General features: G+C 58.6%; 15 protein-coding genes. 9 read left to right on the plus strand and 6 right to left on the minus strand.

The window, feature by feature from the left end; all coding sequences use genetic code 11:
- Positions 1 to 94: 94 nt before the first annotated feature.
- On the minus strand, positions 95 to 1,546 hold the full coding sequence (locus KGB20_RS28855) for an alanine/glycine:cation symporter family protein (protein WP_090452195.1): 1,452 nt from the start codon (positions 1,544 to 1,546) through the stop codon (positions 95 to 97).
- 532 nt (positions 1,547 to 2,078) lie between these two features.
- Complete coding sequence (locus KGB20_RS28860) at positions 2,079 to 3,503, minus strand: aspartate ammonia-lyase (protein ID WP_046038891.1); 1,425 nt, start codon at positions 3,501 to 3,503, stop codon at positions 2,079 to 2,081.
- 180 nt (positions 3,504 to 3,683) lie between these two features.
- Here KGB20_RS28860 and KGB20_RS28865 point away from each other — a divergent pair, with 180 nt between their 5' ends.
- Positions 3,684 to 4,595: a LysR substrate-binding domain-containing protein gene (locus KGB20_RS28865; protein ID WP_090452193.1), complete on the plus strand. Its 912-nt coding sequence runs from the start codon at positions 3,684 to 3,686 to the stop codon at positions 4,593 to 4,595.
- A gap of 63 nt (positions 4,596 to 4,658) precedes the next feature.
- Here the strand turns inward: KGB20_RS28865 and KGB20_RS28870 are convergent, their stop codons facing one another.
- Positions 4,659 to 5,222 carry a hypothetical protein gene (locus KGB20_RS28870; protein ID WP_154909772.1) on the minus strand — a complete coding sequence of 188 codons (564 nt, stop codon included), beginning with the start codon at positions 5,220 to 5,222 and terminating at the stop codon, positions 4,659 to 4,661.
- A gap of 66 nt (positions 5,223 to 5,288) precedes the next feature.
- A complete protein-coding gene (locus KGB20_RS28875) occupies positions 5,289 to 5,963 on the minus strand; it encodes a hypothetical protein (RefSeq protein ID WP_154860874.1) in 675 nt (224 codons plus the stop codon).
- A gap of 430 nt (positions 5,964 to 6,393) precedes the next feature.
- Here KGB20_RS28875 and purE point away from each other — a divergent pair, with 430 nt between their 5' ends.
- From purE to KGB20_RS28895, 4 genes are all read left to right on the plus strand, one after another.
- Positions 6,394 to 6,885: a 5-(carboxyamino)imidazole ribonucleotide mutase gene (gene purE, locus KGB20_RS28880; protein ID WP_046038893.1), complete on the plus strand. Its 492-nt coding sequence runs from the start codon at positions 6,394 to 6,396 to the stop codon at positions 6,883 to 6,885.
- Positions 6,886 to 6,896: 11 nt separating this feature from the next.
- Positions 6,897 to 7,979: a 5-(carboxyamino)imidazole ribonucleotide synthase gene (locus tag KGB20_RS28885; RefSeq protein WP_150812712.1), complete on the plus strand. Its 1,083-nt coding sequence runs from the start codon at positions 6,897 to 6,899 to the stop codon at positions 7,977 to 7,979.
- Positions 7,980 to 8,086: 107 nt separating this feature from the next.
- Positions 8,087 to 8,332, plus strand: coding sequence for a GlsB/YeaQ/YmgE family stress response membrane protein (locus tag KGB20_RS28890; RefSeq protein ID WP_150812713.1), 246 nt, complete (start codon positions 8,087 to 8,089; stop codon positions 8,330 to 8,332).
- Positions 8,333 to 8,419: 87 nt separating this feature from the next.
- Complete coding sequence (locus KGB20_RS28895) at positions 8,420 to 8,956, plus strand: DUF3299 domain-containing protein (protein WP_090452186.1); 537 nt, start codon at positions 8,420 to 8,422, stop codon at positions 8,954 to 8,956.
- A gap of 132 nt (positions 8,957 to 9,088) precedes the next feature.
- Here KGB20_RS28895 and KGB20_RS28900 read toward each other — a convergent pair whose 3' ends face one another.
- Both KGB20_RS28900 and KGB20_RS28905 read right to left on the minus strand, forming a co-directional pair.
- Positions 9,089 to 9,988 (minus strand): D-hexose-6-phosphate mutarotase, encoded by a 900-nt coding sequence (locus KGB20_RS28900; RefSeq protein ID WP_154909774.1) that lies wholly within the window; start codon positions 9,986 to 9,988, stop codon positions 9,089 to 9,091.
- 69 nt (positions 9,989 to 10,057) lie between these two features.
- Entirely contained in the window at positions 10,058 to 10,462 is a 405-nt protein-coding gene (locus tag KGB20_RS28905; protein WP_007942704.1) for an acyl-CoA thioesterase, read from the minus strand.
- 362 nt (positions 10,463 to 10,824) lie between these two features.
- Between KGB20_RS28905 and KGB20_RS28910 the strand changes: the two genes are divergently transcribed.
- From KGB20_RS28910 to pstA, 4 genes are all read left to right on the plus strand, one after another.
- A complete protein-coding gene (locus KGB20_RS28910) occupies positions 10,825 to 12,123 on the plus strand; it encodes an MFS transporter (RefSeq protein ID WP_154860876.1) in 1,299 nt (432 codons plus the stop codon).
- Between the two features lie 243 nt (positions 12,124 to 12,366).
- Positions 12,367 to 13,368 (plus strand): phosphate ABC transporter substrate-binding protein PstS, encoded by a 1,002-nt coding sequence (locus KGB20_RS28915; RefSeq protein WP_057712721.1) that lies wholly within the window; start codon positions 12,367 to 12,369, stop codon positions 13,366 to 13,368.
- Positions 13,369 to 13,790: 422 nt separating this feature from the next.
- Positions 13,791 to 15,824 (plus strand): ABC transporter permease subunit, encoded by a 2,034-nt coding sequence (locus tag KGB20_RS28920; protein WP_191626083.1) that lies wholly within the window; start codon positions 13,791 to 13,793, stop codon positions 15,822 to 15,824.
- 15 nt (positions 15,825 to 15,839) lie between these two features.
- Positions 15,840 to 17,510: a phosphate ABC transporter permease PstA gene (pstA, locus tag KGB20_RS28925; protein ID WP_150812717.1), complete on the plus strand. Its 1,671-nt coding sequence runs from the start codon at positions 15,840 to 15,842 to the stop codon at positions 17,508 to 17,510.
- The last annotated feature ends 10 nt before the right edge of the window (positions 17,511 to 17,520 follow it).

Raw genomic sequence — 17,520 nt, forward strand, 5'->3', positions numbered from 1 at the left:
ATTGACTGACAGTGCGCCATCGCGAGCAAGCTCGCTCCCACAGTTTTTCGAACTTTAACTGACGGGCGCACGCGATGCGCCCGTCATTCACCTGTCAGCGTTGCGCTGCGGGTACGCCTTGCGGCTCAACTTCAGTCTTGCCGACAGCGGCAGGCGGGTTGGCCGGCCACGCCTGGCGATCCAGATCCAGATCCGGGAACTTGGCGGAGTCGAACACCGGAGTCTTGATCCCGGCGGCGCGTTGGTCATCGTAGTCACGCAGGATGCGCATGCCGACCTTGAACAGCAGGAAGAGCGCGATCAGGTTGACGAACGCGAGCATGGTCATGGTGATGTCGGCGAAAGCGAACACGGTGCCGAGGTTTTCAATGGCGCCCCAGAAAATCAGCACCAGTACCAGCGCGCGATAGCCCATCAGCGCTTTGCGGTTTTCACCGATCAAAAAGCGCAGGTTGTTCTCACCCAGGTAGTAGTTGTAGAGGATCGAGGTGAACACGAACAATGCCAGAGCTACGGAGATGAACATCCGGCCCCAGTCACCGACCACGGCGGCCAGCGAGTTCTGGGTCAGGGCAATACCGTCGCCTTCGAAGCCAGGGGTGTAGAAACCGGAGAGCAGAATCAGCAACGCGGTGCATGTGCAGATCACGAAGGTATCGAGGAACACGCTGAACGCCTGGACCACGCCTTGCGCCACCGGGTGTTCGACCGCTGCAACCGCCGCCACGTTAGGTGCACTGCCCAGACCTGCTTCGTTGGCGAACACGCCACGCTTCACGCCCATGATAATGGCGCTGCCGATCAGGCCGCCGAAAGCCTGGTCCAGACCGAAGGCGCTCTTGACGATGGTCATCAGCATGTCCGGAACCTGGTCGAACTGCAGCACGATCACGTAGATGGTCACGCCGATGTACGCCAGGGTTTTCACCGGCACCAACAGGTCGGCGACCTTGGCGATGCGCTTGATCCCGCCGATGAACACCAGGCCCAGCAGCACGGCCAGGCCGATGCCGGTGTAAGTGGTGTCGAGGCCGAACGCGTTGTTCAGCGAGTGCGTCACAGCGTGGGCTTGCAGGCCGTTGAAGGCGAAGCCGAACGTCACCAGCAACAGGAACGCCATCAGCATGCCCAACCAGCGTTTTTGCAAACCGTGCTGGATGTAATAGGACGGGCCACCGCGGAACTGGCCTTCGGAATCGCAGCGCTTGTAGAGCTGGCCGAGGGAGCATTCGAAGAAGCTGCTGGACATGCCGACCAGCGCGGTCACCCACATCCAGAACACCGCACCTGGGCCACCGAGGGTCACGGCAATGCCGACACCGGCGATGTTGCCCGCACCGACACGGCCGGCGAGGCTGAGCATCAGGGCCTGGAACGAGCTCAGTTGCCCGGCGCTGCTTTTGAGGCTGTCGCGGAACACCGCGAACATGTGGAAGAAGTGACGCAATTGAACGAAACGCGAGCGGATCGTGAAGTAGCTACCGAGCCCGACAATGAGCACGATCAGTACTTTCCCTGAGAGGAAGTCGTTAATGACTTCGAGCATGGATTATTCCTCGCTGTTTTTTGTGTAGGCAACAATGCTGGCCGGACAGACACATCGAGTTACACCCCTTGGCGCACGGCACAATGGGCGGTACGAAGTTCGTCCCGGTTTCATATCGCGGGTTTGTTATTAGTTCGGGTTTCGCATGGGTTGTGGCCTCGCTACCGACGACCGCTCATGCGAAGAGGGGCGGCACTATACCGATGACAGTGCCGTCCGTCTGCACGGTTGTGGTGCGTGCGGTGAAACGAAGCCTTTGAAACACCTGACATTTTTGCTGTCAGGCTATGTGGGAACTGCTCTTGGTGGGAGCGGGCTTGCTCGCGAAAGCGGTGTATCAGACACGTCATTGTTGAATGTGCCACCGCCTTCGCGAGCAAGCCCGCTCCCACATTGGTCAGTCCCCAGACATACGGTTTTCACTGGCAAATGGTTAAAAAAAAGGGCCTGGAGATTGATCTCCAAGCCCTCAAAAGGTGAGAGGTGTCTAGTCCCTCGACCTGGTGAGCGGTGCTACAAGTAATGCGTCGGGTTATGCCTTCAGAGGCACCAGACGCGGAGCAATCATGTTTTCCGGGCGCAGGATGTCGGCGAGCATGGCTTCGTCGAGCAGACCTTCTTCGCGCACCAGTTCCAGCACGCCACGGCCGCTTTCAAGGGCGAGGCCGGCGATGCGGGTGGCATTTTTGTAGCCGATGTACGGGTTCAGCGCGGTGACGAGGCCGATCGAGTGCTCGACCAGTTCACGGCAGCGTGCTTCGTTGGCAGTGATGCCGACGATGCAGTGCTCGCGCAGCATGTCCATGGCACGTTGCAGCAGGCGGATCGAGTCGAAGATCTTGAAGGCGATCAGCGGCTCCATCACGTTCAGTTGCAGTTGGCCGCCTTCGGCCGCGATGGTCAGGGCCAGGTCGTTACCGATGATCTGGAACGCTACCTGGTTGACCGCTTCCGGAATAACCGGGTTGACCTTGCCTGGCATGATCGAGCTGCCTGGCTGACGCGCCGGCAGGTTGATCTCGTTGATGCCGGTGCGTGGGCCGCTGGACAGCAGGCGCAGGTCGTTGCAGATCTTCGACAGCTTGACCGCGGTACGCTTGAGCATGCCGGAGAACAGCACGAAGGCGCCCATGTCGGAGGTGGCTTCGATCAGGTCGGCGGCCGGTACCAGCGGTTGACCGCTGATTACTGCCAGACGCTGAACAGCCAGGTGCTGGTAACGCGGGTCGGCGTTGATGCCGGTGCCGATCGCGGTGCCGCCCAGGTTAACTTCCGTCAGCACTTCCGGTGCCAGAGTCTTCAGGCGTGCGAGGTCTTCACCCAGGGTAGTGGCGAACGCACGGAATTCCTGACCCAGGGTCATCGGAACGGCGTCTTGCAGTTGGGTACGACCCATCTTCAGGACGTGGTTGAATTCTTCACCCTTGGCCGCGAACGCCTGAATCAGGCTGTCGAGGCTGGCGAGCAGAGCGTCGTGACCGAGCAACAGACCCAGACGGATCGCTGTCGGGTAGGCGTCGTTGGTCGACTGCGCCATGTTCACGTCGTCGTTCGGGTGCAGGTACTGATACTCGCCTTTCTGGTGACCCATGGCCTCCAGTGCGATGTTGGCGATGACTTCGTTGGCATTCATGTTGGTCGAAGTGCCAGCACCGCCTTGAATCATGTCCACCACGAACTCTTCGTGGAAGTCGCCGCGGATCAAACGTGCACAAGCTTCGCTGATGGCGGCGTGCTTGGCTTCGCTCAGGTGACCCAACTCACGGTTGGCGTCGGCAGCGGCCTGTTTAACCATGGCCAGACCGACAACCAGTTTCGGGTAGTGCGAAATCGGAACGCCCGAAAGGCGGAAGTTATTCACCGCTCGCAGGGTCTGGATACCGTAATACGCTTGAGCCGGTACTTCGAGGGCGCCAAGCAGGTCATTTTCTGTGCGGAATGATGCAGCGGAGGACATGATGGAAATCATCTCAATATGGACCCGGTCTGTGCCGGAACGCTGTGAATGCTAGGCTTGTGCAGAATTTTGGGCCAATGCTGTTAAGCACTAGCCTATGCACATTCGGCATAATGCCCGTGTGACGCCGGCCTGACGGCGAACGTGTGACCTAAATTGGTGCGTGTCCGGGAGGACGTGATGAATCTGGAAAGCAAATGGCTGGAGGACTTCAGTGCCCTGGCCGCCACCCGCAGTTTCTCCCAGGCCGCCGAGCGGCGTTTTGTGACGCAGCCGGCGTTCAGTCGGCGAATCCGCAGCCTTGAAGCCGCGTTGGGGCTGACCCTGGTCAACCGTTCGCGCACGCCGGTGGAGCTGACGGCGGCAGGGCAATTGTTTCTGGTCACCGCGCGCACCGTGGTCGAACAGCTGGGCGAAGTATTGCGCCATCTGCATCACCTGGAGGGCGGGCAGGGCGAAGTGATGCAGGTCGCTGCCGCGCACTCCCTGGCGCTCGGTTTCTTTCCGCGCTGGATCGCGCAGTTGCGCAACGAAGGTTTGAACATCGCCACTCGGCTGGTGGCGACCAACGTCGGCGACGCGGTGCATGCGCTGCGTGAAGGCGGCTGCGATCTGATGCTCGCGTTCTACGACCCGGACGCCGCGATGCAGATGGACCCGGAAATTTTCCCCTCGCTACACCTTGGTCACACCGAAATGCTGCCGGTGTGCGCCGCCGATGCCGAGGGCAAGCCGCTGTTCGATCTGGAAGGCGAAGGCAGCGTGCCGTTGCTGGCCTACAGCGCCGGTGCGTTCCTCGGTCGTTCGGTGAACATGTTGCTGCGCCAACGGGCACTGCGCTTCACCACTATCTATGAAACCGCCATGGCCGACAGCCTGAAAAGCATGGCCCTTGAAGGCCTGGGCATCGCCTGGGTGCCGCAACTCAGCGTGCGCGCCGAGCTGGCGCGCGGTGAGCTGGTGGTCTGTGGCGGCCCGCAATGGCATGTGCCGCTGGAGATTCGCCTGTATCGGTGTGCGTTGGTGCGCAAGGCCAATGTGCGGTTGTTGTGGCGCAAGTTGGAGGGCGGAGCGGCGGGCTCTGCCTCCTGAGGGTGAAGCGTGATCAAGGCCAATCGAGTTGGCCTTGATCTGTCGAAAACGGCGTCAATCAGATCAAGGGAGCTGATTGAGGTAATTGCGAATGTTCTCTTGGTTTTTCTTGCTGAAGACAAACGCCGACTTTCCTGTGGTTTCGTACATTATCGATTTGTAGGTTCCGTAGTAGGTGGAAACGTTTTCATCGCTATCTTCATGCTCGGCATCGAGCATATGCCCAACCTCATGGGATGCAGTTAATTTCGATGTGATCGAGGCAATTCCTAGCGCACCTTGGCTTTGAGCAATACCCAGCGTTTTTTTATTGATGTCGTCGCGCGTTAATAGCAAATACTTGTTGATAGTGGCATCGTTAGTGTCGCTCTCTTGATTTTTAAGATGGGTAAGGAGAGTGTCTTGAAGTTGACTTATCAAGAGCTCAAAATTTTCGGATTTATAGTTGAAGCTACTTAATGTTGGGGCATCTGAAGGTTGTATTAAAATAACGTCCATTGTACGGCCGGAGATACGTGAAATCGTATCTTCCAGCCAATCGAAATACTCTTGATGCAGCCAGTCTTCGTTAATATTGTTCAGGTCTTCGTGCAAGAAGACGGTAAGCTTGATCGGTCGTTTTGACATAATATAATCCATTGGTTTTTCAAGTCATAAATGGCTCGAGTTGAAATTGGGGGGGGCGTTGAAGTTTCAATACAGGCTGTCTACATAGTCCTTGATGCGCTTTCGATTTGCGTCGCTAAATACCATGCAATTCGACCTGAGTTGCAGGGGTGGGAGCATGAAGGTTTCGCACCACCAACCGTCATACAAAACTTCGCCATCTTCATGATCGGCGTTGAAGGTGTGCCCCAGTTCATGGCCGATCCCTTGCTTTAAATCAAGAGACGCAATGGCGGCTCTTCCCGGTTGTGCATCCGCGATACCTCCAACGCCTCCGAAAAAGGGATGGCCGTTAATCATATCGTTAGTGATCAAAAGCACTCTGTCGTTGCCAGACACTCGAAATTCCTTATCATCATTTCTTTTCTTTCTGTATTGCCAGGCAAGTTCACTCCACTCCTTTATTACTTTCTCTTGGTCGGAACTTCTGTATTTGAAGTTACTGTATGGGGCTATGTATTCATCAAAAACCACATGGGCCTTGCGCCCGGTGATGCTTTGAAACTCTTCAATGAAAGGATGAATGTAATCACCATATATGCTGTCTCTTTTTGATTTCGGTATGTCGTCATGGAAGATGAAGTAAATCCGAATTGGATCGAGGCGGTCATCTTTCAATGGCGGGCTGTCGTTAGCGTGAATATTGAGGCTCAAAAGTAATGCAGCTATAAAAGTCATGAATTTCATCAATGGGTTTTGCATTCCGATATCTCATTGTGAATCCGCCTTCAAACTATGTGAGGGGATTTGACGCATCTATAAATGGGTTGGTGCGATTATTAAAAATAACTGTCGTGCAGTTATATAACATCCGGCGCGTGGGTTTGCTTTTGATAGTGTTTTAAAAAGTATTGCGCAGGGCAGTGATCGAAGTTTATTGGTTTGAAGTTGTTAGTGATCTTCGAGGCTTCATTACTAACTAAAATTCTTGACCTTCAAATCAATAAAACCGCTGTTTGGCCCCAGATGACAGATGGTCGCGACAGGGGCTGTTTATCTGTCGTATTGCGGTATACTGCGCGGCCTTCGGCCGGTTACGACCGGCCATAATTCGTACAATCAAGCCACGCATCCTGCGTGGCTTGTTGTTTTTTGATGCGCCTGCGGGCGCCCAGAGAGAAGAGGCACGACGATGAGTGCATTGGTTGGCGTGATCATGGGCTCCAAGTCCGATTGGTCCACCCTTAGCCACACCGCCGATATGCTGGAAAAGCTCGGCATCCCTTACGAGGTGAAGGTGGTTTCTGCCCACCGCACCCCGGACCTGCTGTTCCAGTACGCTGAAGAAGCGGAAGCGCGTGGCATCGAGGTGATCATCGCCGGTGCTGGCGGCGCAGCCCACTTGCCAGGCATGTGTGCGGCCAAGACCCACCTGCCGGTGCTGGGCGTACCGGTGCAGTCGGCAATGCTTTCGGGGGTTGATTCGCTGCTTTCCATTGTGCAGATGCCGGCGGGCATTCCGGTCGCCACCCTGGCCATCGGCAAGGCGGGCGCGATCAACGCGGCGCTGCTGTCGGCGAGTATCCTTGGCGCCAAGCACCCGCAGTTCCACGCGGTGCTGAAAACCTTCCGTGCTGAGCAGACAGACAGCGTCCTGGACAATCCAGACCCACGCATCGCCTGAGGTTGTTGACGATGAAGATCGGTGTAATCGGTGGCGGCCAGTTGGGTCGCATGTTGGCGCTGGCGGGCACTCCGCTGGGCATGAACTTCGCTTTCCTGGACCCGGCTCCGGATGCTTGCGCAGCCGCGTTGGGCGAACACCTGCGAGCCGATTACGGCGATCAGGATCACCTGCGCCAGCTGGCCGATGAAGTCGATCTGGTGACCTTCGAGTTCGAAAGCGTTCCGGCCGAGACCGTGGCTTTCCTGTCGCAATTCGTCCCGGTCTATCCGAGCGCCGAAGCGCTGCGCATCGCCCGCGATCGTTGGTTCGAGAAGAGCATGTTCAAGGACCTGGGGATTCCTACCCCGGCGTTCGCCGACATTCAGTCCCAGGCTGATCTGGACGACGCCGTGGCTTCCATCGGCCTGCCGGCGGTGCTGAAGACCCGTACCTTGGGTTACGACGGCAAGGGTCAGAAAGTCCTGCGCACGCCAGAAGATGTGGTTGGCACCTTTGCCGAGCTGGGCAGCGTGGCCTGTCTGCTGGAAGGCTTCGTGCCGTTCACCGGTGAAGTCTCGCTGATCGCCGTGCGTGCCCGCGACGGTGAAACCCGCTTCTATCCGCTGGTACACAACACCCACGACAGCGGCATCCTCAAGCTGTCCGTGGCCAGCACCGATCACCCGCTGCAAGCCTTGGCCGAAGACTACTCCAGCCGTGTGCTCAAGCAACTGGATTACGTCGGCGTGATGGCGTTCGAGTTCTTTGAAGTCGACGGTGGCCTCAAGGCCAACGAAATCGCCCCGCGAGTGCACAACTCCGGGCACTGGACCACCGAAGGCGCCGAGTGCAGCCAGTTCGAAAACCACCTGCGGGCCGTTGCCGGTCTGCCGTTGGGTTCGACGGCCAAGGTCGGCGAAAGCGCGATGCTCAACTTCATCGGCAAAGTGCCTGAGACCGAGAAGGTCCTGAGCATCGCCGATTGCCATCTGCATCACTATGGCAAGGCGTTCAAGGTCGGTCGCAAGGTCGGTCACGCCAACCTGCGTTGTGCGGATCGCGAAACGCTGACCGCGCAGATCCTCAAGGTCGAAGCGCTAATCGCCGAATAGTTTCATGTGGCAGCGGCGGAACCATTCAGGGACCGCCGTTCTCTCATGGCAGGATGCCAAAGTCTGACTAGGCTTTGGCATGACCACTCCATATTGAGGGAAATGCCATGGGAATTATCGGAACCATCTTTATCGGCTTGATTGTCGGCCTGTTGGCGCGGTTCCTGAAACCGGGCGATGACAACATGGGCTGGATCATGACCATCCTGCTCGGTATCGGCGGTTCGCTGGCGGCCACTTACGGTGGCCAGGCTCTGGGCATTTATCAGGCTGGTCAAGGCGCAGGCTTCATCGGTGCGCTGGTGGGCGCCGTTGTGTTGCTGGTGATCTACGGACTGATCAAAAAGAACTGATCCAGGCGACAAAGTCCTCTCGGTCGCACAAGCCGGGAGGGCTAGAATGCTCGGCGTTTTCTGATCACTCCTATACCGAGCACTTTCATGCGCCGTCTTCTGCTGACTTTACTTTTATTGGGAACGGGCCTTGCCCATGCTGGCGAGCTGCCGGAAACCGACTGGCTCGAATTGATGCCCAAGTCGGACCAGAAGGCCCTCGAGGCCATGCCTGAAATCGACCACAACTCCCCTGAGGCCAATGGCACTTTCACCGACAAGGGTGGGATGAAGCAGGCCAAAGGCTTGCCGGCGGTGATGTACTCGACCAAGACCGTTGCGTCGATGAACGACAAGAACATCCGCATTGGCGGTTACCCCGTGCCGCTGGAGTCCGATGCCAAGGGCCGCAGTACGTTGTTCTTCCTGGTGCCGTACCCGGGCGCGTGCATCCACGTGCCGCCGCCGCCGCCCAACCAACTGGTGCTGGTGCGCTATCCAAAGGGCCTGAAACTGAACGATATCTACACGCCGCTGTGGGTCACCGGCACGCTGAAGGTCGAGAAGGTCAGCAATGACTTGGCGGATGCGGCGTATGCGCTGGATGCGGCGACGGTGCGGGTGGTGAAGGAATCGGATCTGTAACGCGCCACTCAAGCCAGCATAAACCCAATGTGGGAGCGGGCTTGCTCGCGAAGAGGCCGTAACATTCAACATCATCGTTGACTGGTACACCGCCTTCGCGAGCAAGCCCGCTCCCACATCAGTTTTGTGGTGTTAGAGCGATTTGCTGGCGATGCTCACGCCCAAGGTATGGCTGGCACCTGGTGCCAGGTTCACCACATCACCCATCACGTTCGCCGTCTCGATGCACAGCATGCGCTGCCAACCGTCGTCGGCCATGTCGCTGAATGCAGCGGCGCGGTCGATCCACGGGTTCCAGATCACCGCCGTACGCGATCCACAGCTGGTCAGTTCGATGCGTCGCTCCCAGGCCGGATCGACGATGCTCAGCAGTGGCGGGGCATCGAGATAGATGCGGTCGGTTTCGCCGGTAAAACGCAGATCACCGGTCTGGGTTACGGCTTTCCAGTTATCCAGGGTTTCGATGTACTTGAGACCGCCCACACCTTCGACATGCACCTCGCGCACATCGCTGACGGCAAAGTAACTGTGCAGCGCCTGGCTGATGCTGACGGTTTCAGCGCCCCGGTTATGGCTGGTCAGGTGGATGTGCAACTGCTCGTCGAGGCGAATGCTCAGCTTCAAGTCCACCTGGTGCGGCCAGCCAGGAAAGCCGCCGTCGGGGTAGGGCAGGAGGAATTCGACTTTCAGGCTTTCGCCTTCGGCTTCGATGCCGCCCAGCTCCCAATCCATCGCTCGCACGAAGCCGTGAGCCGACGGCGCTTCATTGCTGACGCGCATCGCCTGCACGCTTTGCGGGTTACGGTCGAAGACGCCGAACCACGGCCAGCACACCGGCACGCCGGCACGGATGCTCTTGCCGGTCTTGAACACGGCCTCGTCATTGAGCCAGATCAGTGGCGGCTGGCCGGCCAGTTGATAACTGAGGATGTGCGCGCCTTGCTGGGCCACCAGTAATTCAGCCTGACCGTGGCGAATACGCCAACAGTTCAGTTCATCCAGTTTTACGGCTTCAACATTGGGCGTGCTCATGGGACAGCTCTCGATCAGTAACGTGGACGACTATCGACCGCAAAACGGCTACCAGGTTTAGAAGTTCTTTCAGCGAGCCCGGGGTGGAACCGAACGGGTGCGACCGCTGCCGTCGATGGCAACGAACACAAACACCGCTTCGGTTACTTTACGCCACTCGCTGGACAGTGGGTCGTCGCTCCAGACCTCGACCATCATCTTGATCGAGCTGCGGCCGATTTCCAGGGCCTGGGTATAAAAGGAGAGCTGAGCGCCCACCGCCACCGGAACCAGAAACGCCATGCGGTCGATTGCAACGGTGGCAACGCGTCCGCCGGCGACCTTGCTGGCCATCGCGGTGCCTGCCAAATCCATCTGCGCCACCAGCCAGCCGCCGAAAATATCGCCAAAGCCGTTGGTTTCGCGTGGGAGCGCGGTGATTTGCAAGGCCAGGTCGCCTTGCGGGATCGGATCTTCTTGTTCGAGTTCTATCATGCCGGGGGGCCTCTGACCCGTGACTCTTCGTTGGTATTGCTGGTGGTAGCCGTCTTCGGGAAAAACGATTCAGCACCGAACATACTACGTTCGTCACGTTTTCCATCAGGCGCCTAAAGGGAAACTCTGCGAAATCGCCTATGAACCTGACAGGCGCTTTCGCACAGCAACCCCTCAAAAACCGGAGCAGGCTTTGAGTATATCGGTCGGTAGACTCCGCGACGACCGTCCGGTTCTCATTTTGACTGTCAAAAATGCACCTCTATGTGCTTTTTCGAACAATTTGCTATCGTGCCGGACCTGCCCAAACCTCAGCCAGCGTTGTTGAGGTTGCAGATCCGACTATAAGAGAAGCCCTTGCCATGACCACAGCGCCCTCGAGCATCGCGCAGCCAGATCAACCCGCACGTCCGCTGACGCGCAACGACTACAAGACTCTATCGCTGTCTGCCCTGGGCGGCGCGCTGGAGTTCTACGATTTCATCATCTTCGTGTTCTTCGCCACGGTGGTGGGCAAGTTGTTCTTCCCGGCGGACATGCCTGAGTGGCTACGCCTGATGCAGACCTTCGGCATCTTCGCCGCCGGCTACCTGGCTCGACCGCTGGGTGGCATCGTGATGGCGCACTTCGGTGACCTGCTGGGCCGCAAGAAAATGTTCACTCTGAGCATTTTCATGATGGCGGTGCCGACCTTGATCATGGGTTTGCTGCCGACTTATGCGCAGATCGGCATGTGGGCGCCGATCCTGTTGCTGTTGATGCGGGTGATCCAGGGCGCGGCCATTGGCGGTGAAGTGCCGGGGGCATGGGTCTTCGTTTCCGAACACGTGCCGCAACGGCATATCGGCTATGCCTGCGGGACCCTGACCAGCGGCCTGACGGCGGGCATCCTGCTTGGTTCGCTGGTCGCCACGGCGATCAACAGTATCTACACCCCGGTGGAAGTAGCGGATTACGCCTGGCGAATTCCGTTCCTGCTGGGTGGCGTGTTCGGTCTGTTCTCGGTGTACCTGCGTCGCTGGCTGCACGAAACCCCGGTGTTCGCCGAGCTGCAACAGCGCAAGGCCCTGGCCGAAGAAGTGCCGCTGCGTGCGGTGTTGCGTGACCATCGTGGCGCCATCGCCATTTCGATGCTGCTGACCTGGCTGCTGTCGGCCGCCATCGTGGTGTTGATCCTGATGACACCGACTGTGTTGCAGACGGTCTATCACTTCTCGCCAACCACGTCCCTGCAGGCGAACAGCGTGGCGATCGTGTTCCTGAGTTTTGGTTGCATCATTGCCGGCGCACTGGCCGATCGCTTCGGTGCGGGACGAGTCTTCGTGATCGGCTGTACCGCATTGCTGGCCAGTTCCTGGACCTTCTACCACAGCCTGGCCGATCATCCCGACTGGCTATTCCCGATGTATGCCCTGACCGGTCTGCTGGTCGGCACCATCGGCGCGGTGCCGTATGTGATGGTCAAGGCGTTCCCGCCGGTGGTGCGTTTCAGCGGCCTGTCGTTCTCCTACAACGTCGCCTACGCGATTTTCGGTGGTCTGACGCCGATGATCGTCAGCCTGTTGCTCAAGGAAAGTGCGATGGGGCCTGCTTATTATGTGGCCGTGTTGTGCGGGGTCGGGATTCTGGTGGGGGCCTGGCTCTGGAAGAGGGGGCGTTAAGCCAGCCCTTTGTATCGATATCACTGACGCCTTCGCGAGCAAGCCCGCTCCCACAGGGGATCTGTGTTCACCGCAGATCCCCTGTGGGAGCGGGCTTGCTCGCGAAGAACGATAACGCTGTATCCCTTCAAAACATCGAATAATGGCCTTTCATCCAATTGTCATATTTCAGCCATAGAGTGTTCACACGGCCTGCTGATACTTGGCCCCGACTTAACACACCCTATCTGCTAGGAGTAAGGCATGAAACTGAAGCGTTTGATGGCGGCAATGACTTTTGTCGCTGCTGGCGTTGCGACTGCCAACGCGGTTGCCGCTGTTGACCCTGCTATCCCGAGCTACACCAAGACCACTGGTGTGTCGGGCAACCTGTCCAGCGTCGGCTCCGATACCCTGGCCAACCTCATGACCCTCTGGGCTGAGAACTACAAAAAAGAATACCCGAACGTAAACATCCAGATTCAGGCCGCCGGTTCTTCTACCGCGCCACCTGCGTTGACCGAAGGCACCGCTAACCTGGGCCCGATGAGTCGCAAGATGAAGGACAACGAGCTGCAGGCCTTCGAAACCAAATACGGTTACAAGCCAACCGCTATTCCGGTTGCCGTGGATGCCTTGGCCGTATTCGTACACAAGGACAACCCGATCAAGCATATGACCATGGAACAGGTCGATGCGGTCTTCTCGTCCACCCGTCTGTGCGGCGGCAAAGCCGACGTCAAAACCTGGGGTGACCTGGGTGTGACCGGCGACCTGGCCAACAAGCCGGTTCAGCTGTTCGGTCGTAACTCGGTATCCGGCACTTATGGCTACTTCAAGGAAGAAGCCCTGTGCAAAGGTGACTTCAAGCCAAACGTCAACGAACAGCCAGGCTCGGCTTCGGTTGTGCAGTCGATCAGCTCCTCGCTGAACGGCATCGGTTACTCGGGTATCGGTTACAAGACTGCCAGCGTGAAGACGGTGGCCCTGGCCAAGAAAGGCAGCACCGAGTTTGTTGAAGACACTGAAGAAAACGCCCTGAACGGCAAGTACCCGCTGTCGCGCTTCCTGTACGTGTACGTCAACAAAGCCCCGAACAAGCCTTTGGCTCCGCTGGAAGCTGAGTTCGTGAAGCTGGTTCTGTCCAAACAGGGCCAGGAAGTTGTGGTGAAAGACGGCTACATCCCACTGCCAGCCAAGGTTGCTGCAAAAGCACTGGCTGACCTGGGTCTGGCGGAAGGCGGCACTGCAGTCGTAAAAAAGTAACAAATTGAGTCCGGGGTGAACCCTTCCGGACTCAAGTAAAAGGCCGGATCTGCTTGCAGGCCGGCCTTTTACACACCTCAAATTTTCGATCCTCTGCCAGTCCCGCTGGCGGTGGATTTGGTGCGTCACTGCATTGTCATCTTTCTGTCATACAGGATCGCTAGGGTGAGCGCATGAATGATCTGGCCAATTCCAACATGACTACTAATCCCCCCAAGCGAATTGACTTCAATACGCCTGAGCTGCAACGCAAGCGCCGCATTCGCGCGCTCAAAGATCGCTTCACCCGTTGGTACGTCCTCATCGGCGGCCTGGCGGTGCTGGCAGCCATCACCCTGATCTTCTTCTTCCTCGCCTATGTTGTTGCGCCGCTGTTCCAGGGTGCCGACCTGACCGCGAAAGAGTCCATTACCCCGGCCTGGATGCAGGACGCTGGCAAGCCACTGATGATCTCGCTCGAAGAGCAGAATCAGGTAGCCATGCGCGTTTCCGACAAGGGCCAGGCGTTGTTCTTCGATATCGACAGTGGCGCTGAATTGAAGCGCGTCGATCTGTCGATCCCGGCCGGCACCACCGTGACCTCCATCGGTGAAGACCAGCCAGGTCACCCGCTGGTGGCCGTAGGTCTGTCCAACGGTCAGGCCCTGGTGTTCCGTCACACCTATAAAGTCAGCTACCCGGAAGGCAAGAAAACCATCACCCCGGCCGTCGAGTACCCGTACGGCGAAACGCCAATCGCGGTCAACGAAGCCGGCGGTGCGCTGGAACACGTCAGCCTCAACGCCAATGATTCGACCCTGATGCTGGTCGGCTCCACCGGTTCGCAACTCAATGTTCTGTCGCTGACCAGCGAAGAGAACATGATGACCGGCGAAATCACCAACGAGCAGAAACGCATCGAACTGCCGCAAATGACCGAGCCGGTGAAGAATATTTTCGTCGACCCGCGTCAGCAGTGGCTTTACGTGGTCAACGGGCGTGCCCAGGCCGACGTGTTCAGCCTGCGCGACAAGAGCCTCAACGGTCGCTACAAACTGCTTGAAGACGGTGAGGCTCAAGTCACCGCCAGCACCCAACTGGTGGGCGGCATCTCGCTGATCATCGGTGACTCCAAAGGCGGCCTGGCCCAGTGGTTCATGGCGCGCGACCCCGATGGCGAGCAACGCCTGAAGCAGATCCGCACCTTCCAGATGGGCACCACGCCTATCGTTGAAATCACCGCCGAAGAGCGCCGCAAGGGCTTCGTTGCCCTCGACGCTTCCGGCAAGCTTGGCGTGTTCCACAGCACTGCCCACCGCACCTTGCTGGTGGAGCCGGTCGCAGAAGGCCAAGGCGTTTTCGGTCTGTCGCCGCGCGCCAACCGCGTGATCGTGGAAGCCGGTGGCAAGTTGCACCCGCTGCTGCTCGACAACCCGCACCCGGAAGTCTCGTGGAGCGCGCTGTGGAGCAAGGTCTGGTACGAGAACTACGACGAGCCTAAATACGTCTGGCAATCGACTGCCGCCAACACCGACTTCGAACCCAAGCTGAGCCTGTCGCCGCTGACCTTCGGTACCCTGAAAGCCGCGTTCTACGCCATGCTGCTGGCCGCTCCACTGGCCGTTGCCGCTGCGATCTACACCGCGTACTTCATGGCTCCTGGCATGCGCCGCAAGGTCAAACCGGTGATCGAGCTGATGGAAGCGATGCCGACGGTGATCCTCGGTTTCTTCGCCGGCCTGTTCCTCGCGCCCTATGTTGAAGGGCATTTGCCGGGCATCTTCAGCCTGCTGATGTTGCTGCCGATCGGCATCCTGGTCGCCGGTTTCACCTTCAGCCGCCTGCCTGAGTCGATCCGCCTGAAAGTCCCGGATGGCTGGGAAAGTGCGCTGCTGATTCCGGTGATCCTGTTCGTAGGCTGGTTGTCGTTGTACATGAGCCCGTTCATGGAGAACTGGTTCTTCGGTGGCGACATGCGCATGTGGATCTCCCACGACCTGGGCATCACCTACGACCAGCGCAACGCCCTGGTAGTGGGCCTGGCCATGGGCTTCGCGGTCATCCCGAACATCTACTCCATCGCCGAAGACGCCGTGTTCAGCGTGCCTCGCGGCCTGACCCTCGGCTCCCTGGCCCTCGGTGCCACGCCGTGGCAGACCATGACCCGCGTGGTGATCCTCACCGCGAGCCCGGGCATCTTCTCGGCGCTGATGATCGGCATGGGCCGTGCGGTCGGTGAAACCATGATCGTGTTGATGGCTACCGGTAACACCCCGGTCATGGAAATGAACCTGTTCGAAGGCCTGCGCACCCTGGCGGCCAACGTCGCAGTGGAAATGCCCGAATCGGAAGTCGGCGGCAGCCACTACCGCGTGCTGTTCCTCTCGGCGCTGGTGCTGCTGTTGTTCACCTTCGTCATGAACACCCTCGCAGAACTGATTCGTCAGCGTCTGCGCAAGAAATACTCGTCGCTTTAAGAAAGGTAGAAGTCTGTGAAACAGAACTCCCTGAAAGGATGGTTCAAGAGCGGCGCCCCCGGCGTCTGGATCAGCGGTGGCGCGGTGTCCATCGCGGTCATCATGACCATTGGCCTGCTGGCAGTGATTGCCGTGCGTGGCCTGGGTCACTTCTGGCCGGCGGATCTGATCCACGCCAGCTATGACGTGCCGGGCCAGGGCCAGCATCTGGTCGTCGGTGAGGTGGTGCAGAAAGAAGAAGTGCCGCGCGCCCGTCTGAAAAGTGCCGGTCTGCCGGTGCCTGATCAGGGCCCGGAATTCATGACCCGCGAGCTGATCAAGGTCGGCAACCGTGATCTGAACGGCAACGACTTCACCTGGGTCGTCGGCGAGTGGCTGACCAACCAGACCACCCCGGTCGAGTTGATGGCCATCGAGCGTCGCGAGTGGGGCAACTTTTACGGCTACCTCGTTAACGTCAAACAGGACGGCAAGGTTATCGCCGAGGGGGAAGCGGCATGGCCTGAGCTGCAAGCGCGGATCGACCGCGTGAACAAGCTTGCTGCGCAACTGAAGTCACTGGAAAAGAGTGATATTGGTGCGATCAACGCAGGTCTGGAGCGCATCCGTCTGCACGGCCGCAAGCTGGAGCTGGAAGGTAAACTCGACGCAACCGCACAAGCGGACATGGAATCCGAGCGCGCTGAGCTGAACGCCCGCTATCAGGATATCGAAGCGCGTCTGACTGACTTGCATGCACAGTTCAACCGCGACGCTTTGACAGCCCGCGACGCCAATGGCAAAGAAATCGAAATCGGTCTGGGCAAAGTGGTTCACGCCTACCAGCCGAACGCCATGAGCACCTTCACCAAGATCGGTTTCTATTTCAGCAAGATCTGGGAGTTCCTGTCCGACGACCCGCGTGAAGCAAACACCGAAGGCGGGATTTTCCCGGCGATTTTCGGCACCGTGATGATGACCCTGATCATGGCGATGATCGTGACTCCGTTCGGCGTGTTGGCAGCGGTTTACCTGCGTGAATACGCCAAGCAGAACGCACTGACCCGAATCATCCGCATCGCGGTGAACAACCTGGCGGGTGTTCCGGCGATCGTTTACGGCGTGTTCGGCCTGGGCTTCTTCGTCTATGTGCTGGGCGGCTCGCTCGACCGTCTGTTCTTCCCGGAAGCACTGCCAGCACCGACCTTCGGTACGCCGGGTCTGCTCTGGGCCTCGCTGACCCTGGCGCTGCTGGCGGTACCTGTGGTGATCGTGGCTACCGAAGAAGGCCTGGCGCGGATTCCTCGCACCGTGCGTGAAGGCTCGTTGGCCCTCGGCGCGACCAAGGCTGAAACCTTGTGGAAGATCGTGCTGCCGATGGCCAGCCCGGCGATGATGACCGGCATGATCCTCGCCGTGGCTCGCGCCGCGGGTGAAGTGGCGCCGCTGATGCTGGTGGGTGTAGTGAAACTGGCGCCGTCGCTGCCGGTGGACGGTAACTACCCGTACCTGCACCTGGACCAGAAGATCATGCACCTTGGCTTCCACATTTATGACGTCGGCTTCCAGAGCCCGAACGTCGAAGCCGCGCGACCGCTGGTGTACGCCACGGCGTTGCTGTTGGTGCTGGTGATCGCGACATTGAACCTGTCGGCGGTGTACATCCGTAACCACCTGCGCGAGAAGTACAAGGCGCTGGATAGCTGATTTCCAATGT

Source organism: Pseudomonas sp. BF-R-30, from assembly GCF_019956175.1.
Taxonomy (GTDB): domain Bacteria; phylum Pseudomonadota; class Gammaproteobacteria; order Pseudomonadales; family Pseudomonadaceae; genus Aquipseudomonas; species Aquipseudomonas jessenii.